The 14,325-nt window shown below is 46.3% G+C and carries 19 protein-coding genes and 1 tRNA gene; 16 read left to right on the forward strand and 4 right to left on the reverse strand.

The window, feature by feature from the left end:
- The first annotated feature begins 1 nt into the window (after window position 1).
- Window positions 2–583: a DUF3221 domain-containing protein gene (locus tag CHI14_RS18405; RefSeq protein ID WP_095290067.1), complete on the forward strand. Its 582-nt coding sequence runs from the start codon at window positions 2–4 to the stop codon at window positions 581–583.
- A gap of 89 nt (window positions 584–672) precedes the next feature.
- Here CHI14_RS18405 and CHI14_RS18410 read toward each other — a convergent pair whose 3' ends face one another.
- Complete coding sequence (locus CHI14_RS18410) at window positions 673–1,575, reverse strand: manganese catalase family protein (RefSeq protein WP_095290069.1); 903 nt, start codon at window positions 1,573–1,575, stop codon at window positions 673–675.
- 214 nt (window positions 1,576–1,789) lie between these two features.
- Here CHI14_RS18410 and CHI14_RS18415 point away from each other — a divergent pair, with 214 nt between their 5' ends.
- The 4 genes from CHI14_RS18415 (at window position 1,790) to CHI14_RS18430 (ending at window position 3,090) form a co-directional block, all read left to right on the forward strand.
- A complete protein-coding gene (locus CHI14_RS18415; protein WP_095290071.1) occupies window positions 1,790–2,083 on the forward strand; it encodes a hypothetical protein in 294 nt (97 codons plus the stop codon).
- Between the two features lie 53 nt (window positions 2,084–2,136).
- The gene (locus CHI14_RS18420) at window positions 2,137–2,457 is read left to right on the forward strand and encodes a DUF3889 domain-containing protein (protein WP_095290073.1); all 321 of its coding nucleotides are present in this window, start codon (window positions 2,137–2,139) and stop codon (window positions 2,455–2,457) included.
- Between the two features lie 145 nt (window positions 2,458–2,602).
- On the forward strand, window positions 2,603–2,815 hold the full coding sequence (locus tag CHI14_RS18425; protein WP_095290075.1) for a hypothetical protein: 213 nt from the start codon (window positions 2,603–2,605) through the stop codon (window positions 2,813–2,815).
- Window positions 2,809–3,090 carry a hypothetical protein gene (locus tag CHI14_RS18430; RefSeq protein ID WP_183521791.1) on the forward strand — a complete coding sequence of 94 codons (282 nt, stop codon included), beginning with the start codon at window positions 2,809–2,811 and terminating at the stop codon, window positions 3,088–3,090. The genes CHI14_RS18425 and CHI14_RS18430 overlap by 7 nt, the downstream gene beginning before the upstream one ends.
- An 81-nt stretch (window positions 3,091–3,171) precedes the next feature.
- On the opposite strand, the gene CHI14_RS18435 is transcribed toward CHI14_RS18430, so the two are convergent.
- Window positions 3,172–3,408 carry a DUF3892 domain-containing protein gene (locus tag CHI14_RS18435; RefSeq protein ID WP_095290077.1) on the reverse strand — a complete coding sequence of 79 codons (237 nt, stop codon included), beginning with the start codon at window positions 3,406–3,408 and terminating at the stop codon, window positions 3,172–3,174.
- 127 nt (window positions 3,409–3,535) lie between these two features.
- A complete protein-coding gene (locus CHI14_RS18440; RefSeq protein ID WP_095290183.1) occupies window positions 3,536–3,979 on the reverse strand; it encodes a GNAT family N-acetyltransferase in 444 nt (147 codons plus the stop codon).
- Between the two features lie 624 nt (window positions 3,980–4,603).
- Between CHI14_RS18440 and CHI14_RS18450 the strand changes: the two genes are divergently transcribed.
- The 8 genes from CHI14_RS18450 (at window position 4,604) to CHI14_RS18490 (ending at window position 9,433) form a co-directional block, all read left to right on the forward strand.
- A tRNA-Val gene (locus CHI14_RS18450) sits at window positions 4,604–4,676 on the forward strand.
- Window positions 4,677–4,927: 251 nt separating this feature from the next.
- Window positions 4,928–5,347 (forward strand): organic hydroperoxide resistance protein, encoded by a 420-nt coding sequence (locus tag CHI14_RS18455; RefSeq protein ID WP_095290080.1) that lies wholly within the window; start codon window positions 4,928–4,930, stop codon window positions 5,345–5,347.
- 190 nt (window positions 5,348–5,537) lie between these two features.
- Window positions 5,538–6,107: a YdhK family protein gene (locus tag CHI14_RS18460; RefSeq protein ID WP_095290082.1), complete on the forward strand. Its 570-nt coding sequence runs from the start codon at window positions 5,538–5,540 to the stop codon at window positions 6,105–6,107.
- Between the two features lie 104 nt (window positions 6,108–6,211).
- On the forward strand, window positions 6,212–6,391 hold the full coding sequence (locus CHI14_RS18465) for a hypothetical protein (protein WP_141236703.1): 180 nt from the start codon (window positions 6,212–6,214) through the stop codon (window positions 6,389–6,391).
- A 182-nt stretch (window positions 6,392–6,573) separates the two neighbouring features.
- Window positions 6,574–7,188 (forward strand): TetR/AcrR family transcriptional regulator, encoded by a 615-nt coding sequence (locus CHI14_RS18470; RefSeq protein ID WP_095290085.1) that lies wholly within the window; start codon window positions 6,574–6,576, stop codon window positions 7,186–7,188.
- Window positions 7,189–7,192: 4 nt separating this feature from the next.
- Window positions 7,193–7,933 carry an SDR family oxidoreductase gene (locus CHI14_RS18475; RefSeq protein WP_095290087.1) on the forward strand — a complete coding sequence of 247 codons (741 nt, stop codon included), beginning with the start codon at window positions 7,193–7,195 and terminating at the stop codon, window positions 7,931–7,933.
- Window positions 7,934–8,462: 529 nt separating this feature from the next.
- Window positions 8,463–9,017: a copper amine oxidase gene (locus CHI14_RS18485; RefSeq protein WP_095290090.1), complete on the forward strand. Its 555-nt coding sequence runs from the start codon at window positions 8,463–8,465 to the stop codon at window positions 9,015–9,017.
- A 98-nt stretch (window positions 9,018–9,115) separates the two neighbouring features.
- Window positions 9,116–9,433 (forward strand): DUF1292 domain-containing protein, encoded by a 318-nt coding sequence (locus tag CHI14_RS18490; RefSeq protein ID WP_095290091.1) that lies wholly within the window; start codon window positions 9,116–9,118, stop codon window positions 9,431–9,433.
- A 151-nt stretch (window positions 9,434–9,584) separates the two neighbouring features.
- Here the strand turns inward: CHI14_RS18490 and CHI14_RS18495 are convergent, their stop codons facing one another.
- Window positions 9,585–11,060 (reverse strand): aminotransferase class I/II-fold pyridoxal phosphate-dependent enzyme, encoded by a 1,476-nt coding sequence (locus CHI14_RS18495; RefSeq protein WP_095290184.1) that lies wholly within the window; start codon window positions 11,058–11,060, stop codon window positions 9,585–9,587.
- A gap of 177 nt (window positions 11,061–11,237) precedes the next feature.
- Here CHI14_RS18495 and CHI14_RS18500 point away from each other — a divergent pair, with 177 nt between their 5' ends.
- The 3 genes from CHI14_RS18500 to CHI14_RS18510 form a co-directional block, all read left to right on the forward strand.
- Window positions 11,238–12,533, forward strand: a complete 1,296-nt coding sequence (locus tag CHI14_RS18500) for an MFS transporter (protein ID WP_095290093.1) — start codon at window positions 11,238–11,240, stop codon at window positions 12,531–12,533.
- Between the two features lie 396 nt (window positions 12,534–12,929).
- On the forward strand, window positions 12,930–13,529 hold the full coding sequence (locus CHI14_RS18505) for a hypothetical protein (protein ID WP_095290095.1): 600 nt from the start codon (window positions 12,930–12,932) through the stop codon (window positions 13,527–13,529).
- A gap of 171 nt (window positions 13,530–13,700) precedes the next feature.
- On the forward strand, window positions 13,701–14,325 hold a 625-nt coding region (locus CHI14_RS18510), incomplete at its 3' end, for an NAD(P)-binding domain-containing protein (RefSeq protein WP_170948182.1).

Raw genomic sequence — 14,325 nt, forward strand, 5'->3', positions numbered from 1 at the left:
AGTGGCCAGTCGTAATATCGTTCTTATGCTGCTCATCATCTTAATTCTTACAGGGTGTTCCCAACAGGTTCAGAAGCAAGGGGAACAACCGCCACGAACAGATGCTCCAAGAGAGAAAGGGTTTACCGGCTATGTGGTGGATCGCAAAGAGAATTCCATCCTTGTTGTGGATCCAGAACATAAGGACATCGGAACGAACGGAGAAACCAGTAGGTACTATCCGGAAAAATGGTTCTCCAATGTACCTGATTCTCAGATTGGTACGTATGTTGAAGTCTGGACGGATGGAAGTCCGGAGGTTGAGCCTTATCCAGGTCGTGCAGAGTCCATTGCAGAGTATGCTGCGGCAACTCCCGCTGGCGCGAAGATCAGTGAGGCGGACGCAATTCGCGGCGGAATTTATTTATCCGATGGTAAGGAGATAAGTTTGCCGGTCATTGAAAACGTTGAGTTCCATGCCGATAAAGGAATCTGGACGGTTCGCATGAGGGATGCCATGTCAACGGATGATAATCAGGCGCAGATTGAACTCGAAGTTCAGGATGTGGAGCCAGTGGAATCGGTGCAAGAACAAAAAAAGTGAATGAAGCATAAAAAACAAAAGCCCTCAGATCTGCTTATCTAGCAAACGAGGGCTTTAATTATTATGACATGATCAATGATCATGCTTTATCAATCAACAATATTTCCCGCCATTTTCAGACGACGTGCAATTTCCGCGAAGTCCTCATGTGAAATGCCTGGGGCGAATTCTTCTTCCACCGCTGGGGCTTCTGGAATCGGAAAGCCTTCTGGAACACCTTGAATGACTTCAAGTGGTTGTCCATCTTCAGGGTGTGTTCCTTTCCAGATTTGGCTGATGGCATTAAAGTCTTTATCGCTATACGTGTACAGCTTGGTGTGTACGCCTTTTTCTTCATATTTTCGGGTCTCGGTGAACGCCTTGTTGTCCAATGAAGGAATAGGAACCAGCTTGGTTACGTTCACGCCTGTTGCAATTTCCAGCGCTTTGGCGTAGGCAACAACGTGTACGCCGCCGCGTACAAGCAGGAACCCAACCACTTCCCGGGCAGCAGGGTGGTCCGTCATTTCGTATACTTTCATTTTATGTGTACGTGCGCCGCATTCGAGGAAAAAGTTATGCAGCAGATCCTCGACCAGATTACCACTGTTGAACACATTTGCACCGGTCCACGGGTTGCCCATAGAATCAAAAGGCATGGCGCCTTGGGCCCCCGCCAGGTAATGATAGGATAGACGTGCATCCTTCACGGAACCAAGTGGTGTATCATCGGGTTCCTTGTAGACGGTTGAACCTCTGAGACATTGGTTTATCCCGTGAGATACCAGCTCCACGTGACCCAATTCTTCGGCTGTAATACTCATGACGAGGTCGTAGAAGGGCTTCAATTTTTCCTTGGAGCGAAAATTAAACGACTGGTAGAGGTAATTGTTCAACGTTGACATCTCTCCGAATTTGCCGCCTAGCAGTTCCTGTATGGATGCAGCTGCATTGGGATCGGGCTTCTCGACATTAGGAATTTCAATCAAGATTTCATCCATTCGTTTGAACATTTACATATAACCTCCTCGAAATGGGTGTTCAGATCATCCTTCAGTCTATCAAGGCCTATTACACATAGAATGGGAGAATCAAACCGCATATAGCATATTTGGGGCTAAAGACGTATATATCCGATTCAGGATCTAGTTTCCAATGGGGATGGATTAGGGTTACAATCAGAGTCATGGGGATTTTGGCTAAGGGTAATGAAAAGGAGGACAAGAATTGCTCAAACGTTGGCTTATTGCTGTATTTACTATAGGTATACTTTTACTTCTTCATGTAGAGCATGTCTCTGCTTATGTTCATCATCAAGTCGAAGTGGATCAAGAAACGAGGGAAGCCTTGGAGAAAAAGTATGGGCTGGATACACCGTCCAATCCGGACCCTACGAATCATTTATTGTCAGGTGACTGGGGAATAAGCTTCAATCCTCCCCTGGATCGGCATCAAACAATCCTTCAGATTATTCGCTGGGTGCAGCAACCTGTATCATTAATCATTCGACTGATCGTGTAAAATAATCCTCCCCTGGGCAGGCTAACGGAAACAAGCCCCAAGGAGTGATTGATATGAGATTACTTATCGTTACACTGATGACGATTATGCTGGGTTTTTCGGGACTAGCCACCAGTTCAGCGGCTCCCATTCCGGATTATGCGAAGTGGGGAATCATCGCGGTAAAAGAAACGCAAACGAAGTATAATGTAGACATACTGGACTACAAGCATATTGGACGTACATCGCTGACAGCCAATCAATCCCGGGAGCAGTTTAAGTTATGGGTGCGGGGCAAGGATGGCAAAGAGTTTGCGGTGTATGTCAATGTAGATTTTAATCCGTCTACGCAGCAGTTAAAAAAGGTGCAGTTCAGTGAATCGGATCGACACTAAAAAATATAAAAAGCCAGGCATCTCTGATTGCAGGGACAAGCCTGGTTTTTTGCTGTATAAAATCCTTTTTTTAGTTATTGAATAAAGAACTTATGTTCGCATATAATAGGTAATACAAACAAACGTTCTTATTGGAGGGATGATTATGCTGGGAAAATATATTGGCCAGATGGTGGAGCTCGTGTACATGGATCGTGCAGGACATATTACGCAGCGTCAGATTCGAATTAACAGTGTGCGAGGTGGGAGAATCAGAGCGTCCGCAGGAGCAGATGGATCACCCCGGACTTTTCTGGAGCAAGGTATTCTGGCATGGCGTCCTATCCTTCATAAGGACGGGGAGGCGGGCATATGTTAAACGATTTTGAACGGAAGATTTTACGGATTATCGTTAATTATGCCGGGCAGCGACGACGTATGCCCCGAATGGATGAGCTGGAGAACAAGACGGGGCGAAGCCGGGCTCTCATTCACGAATCATTGCTTGAACTGGAGCGCAGACAGCATATTAACTGGACGAATAAGTCCACGCTGGAAGGAATACAAATCTTGCAGGCATGGGAACAGGATCCGCAGCCGATTCGTAAGAGTCAACCTGCCGGAGATGCCGTTAAATATTTTTTGGAATACTAGGGAAACTTTATTGCGAAATAAAAACGCCAATCCGGGATGCCGGACTGGCGTTTGTTTCGTTATTACACATCGTTCATATATTCAGAAAGTGGGGAGTTGATCCAGATTGTTGGTCGGGTCGCCGTCCGCATCACCGCGAATGTGCATTTCCCCGTCCTTGCCTTTAAACACATTTACACCCGCTATGGCTCCTGCCTGTACTTCTGCAAGCGCTTGTTGATAATCCAGTATGCGTCCAGATGAGGTTTGGAAGCCAGTCAGATCACCGTCACCATTTTTTTGTACTGCTGTGAAGCTCTCACGTGTCGTCTGATTCATCATGTCACACTCCTTATCTGAGGAAATGAGAATTTTGAGTTCCCCTTTAGCCTGTCCGAATCGAAGAAAAGTATGCATGACATCGTAGAACACTTGTAAACACGTAGATTCATCGAAGGATAAGGTTTTACAGGCTCTTTCTCATGCGTACATGCAGAATGTCGGCATCATAAAAAGGTTCCTCCGAGATCACTTCATATCCGAGCTTCTCATAGAATTTCTGGGCCTGACATTGTGCATCCAGTACAGAGTAAGTCAAGCCAAGCTCGCGTGCCCGCTCTTCCATGGCTAGCAGGAGTACACGTCCATAACCGAATGAACGATGGGATTGAAGCACAGCGATTCGCTGCATTTTGGCCGTATCCTTGCTGTAATAGATAAGTCGTCCTGTAGCAACAGCCTGTCCGTTCGTACTTAATAAAACATGATGTACATCAGGACTGATGACATCAAATTGATCGATTTCAATCTCGGCAGGCACCTGCTGCTCGATGACAAAAACGTCATGGCGGATGCCCAATGCTTGCTGGAGCTGTTCATCTGTCGTTACATAACTAATTTCCGCTGCCAATTCCATTCCTTCTTTCTGCTCTTGAGCGACATATCAGACTGCATTATACAAAAAATCGCTTTTCCTGTATAGTTGAGTCTGGAACATATTGGGAGAGGGGAGAAGAGGATGGGCGTGGCAGGAATTATGACCATTACACTCTTGATGTCTGCCGGAATGATCGCTTTATTATATTACGTAACCAAGAAAGCCTACTCCAGAAAGTGGGATGAGGATGAGTGAGAACATGCAAGAGTGTCAGGGCAAAAGTTCACTGTTTCCCTGGGGCGAATAAACCTCTTCATGGACAGATTTCGAGTAGACATCGAGCCAAACAGGCAGATCATCCGTTACATTCGATTGCTGTAGTTGTTGGAATTGCACGGTATGTTCATCTCGTTCCAGACTGCAGCCGGAGATCACGAGAATAAGGATGGTAAGGGAAAGTATGAAGCCTAATTTTTTGCTATGGGGCCGGGATTTATGGGAATTTGTGTGTGGCATGGGAGTCACCTCTTTAATAAAATGGTAATCGTTCCTTTAGTGTGCTCCAATCTCCACAAAATATAACCAATAAACCATTGACATTGTACGCGTTTACTTGGTATGATACTGTTACTTCATTCGAACAGAATAGGTTATCATGATCTGTTAGCTCAGCTGGGAGAGCACTATCTTGACAGGGTAGGGGTCAGTGGTTCGAGCCCACTACAGATCATAACGAAAAGTCCTTGCGTAGCAAGGGCTTTTTTCTTGTTTGTTTTGAAGATTCGCTAAAAACTTGGATCAAACTCAGATGTAATAAACTAAGAAAACAAAGTGTTGAAGTCGCCAAAATGGCGGCTTCTTTTTTTATAACAAAATAATTGTTTACAAACGCAATTAAATTGTATACAATCAAATTGTAAACAATAAGTAAATGAGATTATTTTATCAAATAAAATTCAATGATAAAGAGGAGAAATGACAATGAAAACTCTATATGAAACGACAGTAATCAATACAGGTGGACGTCAAGGGATTGTGCAATCACCAGATAACGTATTTATGCTGGATGTAGCTGCACCACCGGAGCTTGGCGGTAAAGTGACTACGGCTACGAATCCGGAGCAGCTGTTTGCAGCAGGATACAGTGCATGCTTTAACTCTGCTTTGGAGTTTCAATTGAAGAAACATAATGTGGAGATTGAGCGAAGTACCGTATCTGCAACGGTGATGCTTGTTACAGATCCTTCGGACAACGGAGTGAAGTTGGAAGTCGAGCTGGAAGTAAAAATCGAGGGTTTGGATGAAGAGACCGCACAGAAATTTGTCAAACTTGCTCATGACTATTGCCCATACTCCAAAGGAATCAGAGGCAATGTAAATGTAACTCTGGAGATGGCGTAACAATCAATACGAACTAAGAACACCTTCAAATGTCTGTCCTATTGCCATTGTAAAAAGGGAATAGGACAGAGTTGAAGGTGTTTTTTATTATGGGGGTCTAAGGATAAACTTTGGGAGATTAAAGGTTGAAATATACCCACGTGGGGTATATTATAAGATATCTAGATTCGTATTTCAAAGGAGAGTTGACATGAAAAAGTACGTAATGATGATGGTATCTCTACTGATCACGGGAAGTCTGATGGTAAGTGGTTGCGGTAAAAATACGGAACAGAATAGCAGTAATGGCAGCGGAGACAGCAATAACAGTCATGCTACAGGAGAAATGCACCATTCGGATTCAGGAGAGCTGCCACAAGGGCTTATGGAAAAGGTGGATCCTACATATCCGGTTGGCAGCCAGGTTATCATGAGTGCCGACCACATGTCCGGTATGAAAGGGGAAACCGCCACGATTGTTGGAGCCTACGAAACGACCGCTTATGCTGTTACGTATACACCGACAACGGGGGGAGAGCCTGTGAAGAATCACAAGTGGGTGATCCACGAGGAAATAAAGGAGCACAACAAAGAGCCCTATAAAGTTGGTGAAGAAGTTGTATTGGAAGCCGACCATATGTCCGGTATGAAAGGGGCAACCGGTACCATTGATTCCGCTGAACAGACAACAGTGTATATGGTGGATTACACGCCGACAACTGAAGGAGATCCGGTGAAAAATCACAAGTGGGTTACAGAGAATGAGTTATCAACTGAATAGATGACACCATCCACGATGAGGAGAATCATTCATTCTTTAACTCAATTCTGGGTTATAATGGAACTTGAAGGCGGGAAATCCTGCTGGAAAGGGGAATGTATATGATGGATTTTAGCAAACCACCGCATGCCTCAGAGACAGAAACACACAGCCAGCGTCACCAAGAGCGCGAACAACAGCTTATATCTGGTGGAGGTAAAGGCATCTGGTGGGAAATCAGCAACTGGCTGATTCTTGGAGGAATTCTGGTTGTCCTATTCTTACTGTTCAAGTATGTTTTCTGAATAAATAGAGGATGAGATGAAGAGTCCGTTGCTGGGGCTCTTTTTTGCTGTGTGAAAAAAGTACATATTATTATAATGACAAATGACAAAAATCAATATTTGTCATTTGTAAAAATCTGTGTTAATCTAACTTTACGATGGAGGTGACTAGTGGATGGTTCGTCTTAACCATCTTAAGGAATATGACCAAAGATAAAATTTCTGAATTTCTAACCAAAGAGCAGATTATTACAGCCACGCAGGAAACCATCAGGCGGTTTGGTGCTGCCAAAACCTCCGTTACAGATGTAGCCAAATTGCTCGGAGTCAGCCATGGAACCATTTACAGGCATTATGCCAGCAAGAAGGAATTACTCGAAGGGGTAACGGCACAGTGGTTGGAAGATGAGATTATCGCTCCACTTGCGAAGGTCGTAAGCATGCAGACCGATGCTGGAGAAGGAATACAACATCTCAAAAAATATATCGAAACCTTAATTCATCTTAAACGGCACTATGCAGAATCAGACACAGAGTTATTTGATATGTATGCCAAGGTTACACAGGAATCGGCAGAACTCATATACAGACATGTGGAGCAGTTAACACAGCATCTCACCGAGATTATACAGCAGGACCAGCAGCTTCGTTTCCCGAACCCGAACAAGGACGCTGCAGGAATTTTACACGCAACTGCTCGCTTTCATCATCCCGCACATGCGTATGAATGGCATCGTGAGACCATCGATGAGGAATTCGAGCAGGTTTGGTTGCTGATTGAGCAAGGTGTATTTCATCTGAATTCAGGGAGGAAGTAATCTCATGACAAATTTATCAGGTAAAGTTGCCATCGTCACTGGTTCATCACGGGGAATTGGACGGGCTATAGCACTGCAGCTCGCCGATCTTGGCGCAGATGTCGTCATCAACTATGCGAGCAGTCCAGACAAGGCAGAAGAAGTGGCAGGACTAATTCGGCAAAAGGGTGTCCGAGCGATCACGATCCACGCAGATCTGGCACAAAAAAATCATGTGGAGCACTTATTCGCGGAAACGGTGAAGCAGCTGGGCAAAGTGGATATTCTGATCAACAACGCTGGAGTGATGAAAACAACACCTTTGGCGGACGTTACCGAGGAGGAGTTTGACCAGCAATTTGCAATTAATGTAAAGGGAACATTCTTTGCCTGTCAACAAGCCCTGAAAATCATGGAGAGCTCCGGACGAATCGTGAACTTTTCCACCTCCGTAATTGGCCAGATGTTTCCCGGATATAGCGTGTACGCAGGTACCAAGGGTGCAGTGGAGCAATTTACCCGTCAGCTCGCGAAGGAATTCGGCTCCAAACAGATTACCATTAATGCAGTGGCACCTGGTCCGGTGAATACGGAACTGTTTGCCGCTGGCAAGACAGAGCAGCAGCTGGAAGGGCTGCGTAAGATGAATGCATTTGGTCGCTTGGGCGAACCGGAGGACATTGCAAGTGTCATCTCTTTTCTTGTCAGCCCTGAATCGCAGTGGGTCACCGGACAGACATTGCGTGTAAACGGTGGTTTTATCTAACGATTTCCCAAGAATAGTCGTTCGGCATTGACACCAAACCGGGCGAATCCCCATATGATGCACTACATCAGTAAGCACTTGCGGAAATGGGGAATCCGGGATGGCAAAGGCAAAAGGTAAAAAAGCATCAGCGTTGAAGAGTGACAAACTCCGTGTGTCCATGAAATTGGTCACTTCAGATGTGTGCGAGCGGTGCAAGACACCCTGTACACGAGGCATGGAATACGCTGCACGCATGCGGACGGCAGGAGCCGTAGGGAAAGGCGTTCCTTGCATCCTAACTCGACACACGACTTCCTAGTCTCTTTTCAGGCTAAAGTTTCCCTGAAAGAATTCGTATAAGGTTACATTTACAATAACCATACTACAGAGGCGTTCTCGAAGGAGAGGGGCCTCTTTTTGATTGTTCCAAGGGATGGGATATTTTCTGGATAAAAAATGAAAAATGATGAAAAACAGCGCAACTTTGTAGTTGAACCTGCAGTATAAATGTACAACAGCTTGCAGCAGGGGAGGGAATATTGACGGAATGAAATGGAAAAGAATATTGCTGTGTGTCACGGTATTCTCCTTGCTCGGCGGGTCTTTATTGTTTGCGGATTCCGTAAACGAAAAGGTTCGGGTGCTCTTTAACGGCAAGGAAGCAGCTGACGGAGGTTACCTGATTGATGGAACGACCTATGTACCCGTGAGAGAAGCGGGGGGGATCGCCAAATGGGATAACATCAACAAGAGAGTAACGGTGATTAAGCCGAATGTACATATTTTTCTGTTTAAGGGAGACACCGTATTTGGCAACGTGAACGTTGGCAAATTGAAATTCAATGTGTTTTCTCAAGTGGACAGCTTAACAACGGATGTGGCTGCAGTGAAGGTGACAATTACCAATCCGAGTGGCCAGGTGAAGGATATTCAATCCCAGGAGCTCAAAACCCAGAAAGATAATTTCTGGTTCCGGACTTACGATTTTACGTATGATTTCAGTCGTGCTGGCAAATACCAGGTTGGTTTTCATATTAAAGAAAATGCAAACAGCAACTACGTTCTGGTGGCAGAGAAAATCATTACCGCACTAAACGAATGAGGCGAAAAATAACGTTGCTGAGTAAATTGACCTAGCCTTGCGAACATGTTACGATATGCAAGGTTACACAATTTCTATTTACAAAGCGAGGTATATCAATGAGCGATCACACACATGAACACGGCGATGCCTGCGGCTGCGGTCACGATCATGACCACGACCACGAGCATGAAGAAGTTCTTCTGACTCTGACAGACGAGAACGGAAATGACGTGGAGATGGTTTTGGTGGAGACGTTTGACGTGGAAAACCATGTTTATGCGCTCCTGCTGGAACGTAACAATCCTGAAGCTGACGGCATCATTCTGCGTATGGAAGAAGAAGACGAGGAAATGGTGCTCTACAATATTGAAGACGAAGCCGAGTGGAACCGCGTTGAAGCGGCATACAACGAGCTCGTCGCAGGACAAGAGTAATTTTTCTTATGCAATAGAACAACGGGGCTCCTTGATCTCAAGGGGTCTTTTGTTTGTTTTCACGCTCTAAAAAAGTAACAAAAAAGGGCCAAGCCAGAGCTTGGTCCCTTCGATATCATTACCCATGGGGTAGGATCATTAGAGTAATCCCCTAGAAAATCGCATCTGCTTCCACAATGACTTTGACATTGGTAACACTGCGGTCTTCAGGGCCTTTTACAGGCAATCCAACCTCTACATGGTCGATAATGTAATCAATATTTTCTTGCGTAATAACCTCACCCGGCAGCAGAATCGGAATTCCAGGCGGGTATACGTAGATGAATTCAGAGATGATACGTCCTGCAGATTCCTTGAAAGGAATGACCTCCGTATCCCCGTAGAATGCATCACGCGGCGTGAGCATCAATTGTGGAACGTCAGGAACCTTAACCACAAGTTCATGTGCAGGGTTAACCTGATAATACGTACGGGACAGATCCTGCAGTGCGTTCAGCAAGATGTCCACCGATTCATCCGTATCGCCAGGAGTGATCAGGCACAGAATATTATACATATCACTGAGCTCGACCTCAATATTGTAATGTTCACGCAACCAGTTCTCGGTCTCATAGCCTGTGATGCCGAGATGACGGACATGAATGGTTACTTTGGTTGGATCATAGTTAAAGGTTGCCTCCGTACCGAGCAGCTCTTTGCCGAAGCAGTACAATCCGTCAATGTCGTTAATGGTACGTCTCGCGAATTGGGCCAGATCAATCGCCTTTTGCGCCATTTCGTGACCGTGCAGCGCCAGATTGCGTCTTGACGTATCAAGTGAAGCAAGCAAGATATACGAAGTGGACGTTGAAGTCAGCATACTGAGAATGGTCTGTACACGCTGCGGATTCACGAATCCGTTTTTGGTGTTCAGATTCAGCACGGAACTCTGTGTCATGGAACCGCCGAGTTTGTGCACACTTGTTGCAGCCATATCCGCTCCGGCCGCCATTGCAGACAACGGCAGTTCCTCATGGAAATGAATGAGTACGCCATGTGCTTCATCCACAAGTACAGGAACCTGGTAGCTATGTGCGAGTTCAACAATCTCTTTTAGGTCTGTACATACACCGAAGTACGTTGGATTAATGACCAGCAATGCCTTGGCGTCCGGATGACGCTCAAGCGCACGTCGTACAGCACCTGTAGTCACGCCGTGATCGATACCGAGGTTGGCATCCTGTGCGGGAGATACGAATACAGGCTTCGCTCCTGAGAAAATAATGGCAGACATGACCGATTTATGAACGTTGCGGGGCACAATAATTTTGTCACCCGGTTCGCATACCGACAGAATCATAGTCATGATTGCACTGCTTGTGCCTTGCACACTAAAATAGGTATGATCGGCTCCGAATGCATCGGCCGCCAGAATCTGCGCTTCCTCAATGACACCGGTTGGCTGATGAAGGTCATCCAGCGGAGCGATGTTGATCAAATCTATGGAGAGGGCGTTATCGCCGATAAATTCACGAAATTCGGTATCCGTTCCCAATCCTTTTTTATGTCCCGGGATATGAAATTGCACCGGATTGAGTGCCGCGTGGTTTTTTAAAGCGGTAAACAGCGGCGTACGGCGGTGATCCATCAGTGCTGTCACAACCTTTCCTGATAAAATGTCAAACAAAGATGAGTATAGCAAATTAGGAACCGAATGCAAGCGGTAGGCTTGACAAATTTTCAAATTGCTAAGATTTGGGCGTATCCCTGACGGTTACAGTATGGATAGGAGATGGGCCGGTGAACACCGAAAGGGGAATAAGAAATGCAGACAGACATCAAACCAGTCAAAATTTTGCGATCACCATTTTTCATCGCGATGTGGCTAACACTTTTCTTGGTTGAAGTGATTAAAGGAGCACTACTGGTGGCCGTCCTGCCAGTGTATATGGATAATATTTTGGGATTGTCCGCAGGGGTGATTGGTGTAGCCTTTGCCCTTCAATACCTGGGGGACAATCTGTTCAGAGCACCATCCGGCTGGGCGGCAGAACGCATCGGTTTTCGTGCAACGATGGTGACGGCCCTGGTCTGTACATTAATTGCGGTACTCATGATTATTTTTTTCAAAAGTGCATTTGGACTGGCTCTGGCCTGTCTGATTCTTGGTGTGGGGACATCACCGCTCTGGCCCTGTGCCATGACGGGTGTGACTGCCTTGTCCGGACCTCAAAACAAAAACGGAACAGCCATGGGGGCGCTGGAAATGGCCGCTCTGGGTGGAACGGGACTTGGACCGATCGGCATGAACTGGCTGCTTGAGCGTACCGACCACGATTATCGTACCGTATTTCTTGTCCTTCTTGGCTGTGCTGTCCTTGTTATTTTGGTCGCCATGATTTTACCAGGACGGGTGGTGGTGGAAGAACAACAGCATAGAGTAGGGGAAACGACCGGAAAAGCGGTTAAATACCCGCCGAAGCCCCATCTGCTTACACCGTTAATCAGGCTCAAAAACAGTGTGCAGGGGACCCTGCAGCGGGTGCGGAGCACGCTTAATGTCAATCCGCTGGTGTACCCTGCCCTGTTTATGCAGTCCTTTGTTATAGGCCTCCTCAGTCCGGTTATTACGTTGTATACCCGAACAGACCTTCATATTTCGCCAAACCTGTATAGTCTGCTGTTAATCGCTGGCGGCGGAATAACGGTCATTGCCCTGCTTCCAGTGGGGAAAATGGTGGATCGATTCGGTACTTCGATATTTTTGCATATGGGCTTTTTACTGGCCTCTGCAAGTCTGTTTGCCTTTTCGTCCATTACATCCATTCCGATTGTTTTCGGCATCGTTATGATGGTAGGGGTTAGTTATGCCATGATTTTACCTGCCTGGAATACGTTCGTGGCTACGCTCATACCGAAGGGGGAGCGAGGGGCCATCTGGGGATTTTTCCTCACCCTTCAGGGGTCCGGCATGGTAGTGGGTCCTATCGTTTCGGGGTTGTTGTGGGACCACATCAGCCACCCCGCTCCATTTATCGGAAGTGCTGTTGTTATGGCCGGGCTTGCGGTTGTTCATTTTGTGTTATCGCGAAGACCGTATCGCACAGCACCTGCCAAATGAACATAAAAAGGAGTTCCTATACCGGATTGAATCCGGTGTTGGAACTCCTTTTGCTATATGCAGGCCACAACATGGGGGGAATTCAATCAGCAATTCCATAAGCGGTTCCAACCCTGGAACTTGAAATACATCAAAATCGTTGTCGTTAAACCCCGAGAAATTCATCTGTATTCCTCCATTTCGCGTCCATTAAATCATGAAATTCGGGGGCTTGCCCCTGTGCATCTGCGGAAACATTGATTCCCCTGCAGGATTCGATGAAAAATAGTCAAATAACCAAGTACCCTTACATAAAATGAAGTATAAAATAGGGTAAGCCGATACGGAAGAAGCAATGAAATAAGCACTGCAAGAAGAGGACCGGTAGCACATCCGGTACAAATGGAGGGGAGTGCCGTGAATAAGAGTTATGAAGTTGAATATTGCAATCTGGAGCTGCGGTTCAACCGTCGGCATATCCAAAATTTGATCAAAGACCTTATTCGTGAAGGGTATTCACTATATTGGAGCGAGGATGAATCCTTTTTTATTCTGTCTGTCCGCACCGGGCGCAAGCTGGTAAAGCTCCGTTTTCAACAGACACGCAGCGGGAACTACAAGATGACAGGTGACTACATCATTAAGGACGCCAAGCTGGCAGAATGGCTCGAGAAGCTGATTGGGGATACACGCGGGCATGCTGTCGTTAAACGTTTCAAGGATCAGCAGATGACGGTCGAGAACATTTTGTTTGGTGAGGTCATACGTCTTGTGGAAGTTTCCGGATTCAAACAGCGTGTCATTTTTCAAAAGGAACCCGCGCCGACGGCGGAGGAGATGGAAGAGATGTTTCTATCGCGAGAAGGGGAGGAGCGGCTCATGCTCCTGCGGATGGAAATTGATGATGAACTGGAGCGTCTGTACGCTGCCATTCAGATGGAAAATACAGAGAAAGCAGACATCTGCCGAGAAACATTAAAGCGTCTGTCCGGGCACATGCTGATGCTCGAAGGTTGAGCACGAAGACCGTATTTATGAAAATACGATGAACACCTCAGATATTTGGGGTGTTTTCTCGTTGCGCAGCAGGGGTACGGGGTTCACTTCCATGCGTAAAACCGTTAAAATGGGGGTATTGTTGAGAGTCAATTTCAATAAAATTATTGGAGCAAAGGATGGAGGACCCAGATGGCAAAACAACAGATCGGTGTCATTGGACTTGCAGTAATGGGCAAAAATTTGGCCCTTAACATTGAAAGCAGAGGCTTCACGGTGTCGGTATTTAACCGTTCCCCGGAGAAAACCAATGATCTTCTGAAAGAAGCTGAAGGCAAAAACCTCACAGGCACGTTCTCCATTGAAGAGTTCGTGGCATCCCTGGAATCCCCGCGCAAAATTTTGATCATGGTACAAGCCGGTAAAGCGACTGATGCAACCATTGAACAATTACTGCCTCACCTGGATGAGGGCGACATCATTATTGACGGAGGAAACGCCTACTTCCCTGATACCCAGCGCCGCAGCAAAGAGCTGGAGGAAAAAGGAATTCGCTTCATCGGTACCGGTGTATCCGGCGGTGAAGAAGGCGCGCTGAAAGGCCCTTCCATTATGCCGGGCGGACAGGAAAGTGCGTACGAGCTGGTTGAACCGATTCTGACAGCCATCTCCGCCAAAGTTGGCGATGATCCTTGTTGTACATATATCGGACCGGATGGTGCCGGACACTACGTCAAAATGGTGCACAACGGTATTGAATACGGAGATATGCAGTTGATTGGTGAAGCATACCACCTACTCAAATCTGTTCTGAATG

Origin of the sequence: Paenibacillus sp. 7516 (genome assembly GCF_002272715.1) — a bacterium.
Taxonomy (GTDB): Bacteria; Bacillota; Bacilli; order Paenibacillales; family Paenibacillaceae; genus Paenibacillus; species Paenibacillus illinoisensis_A.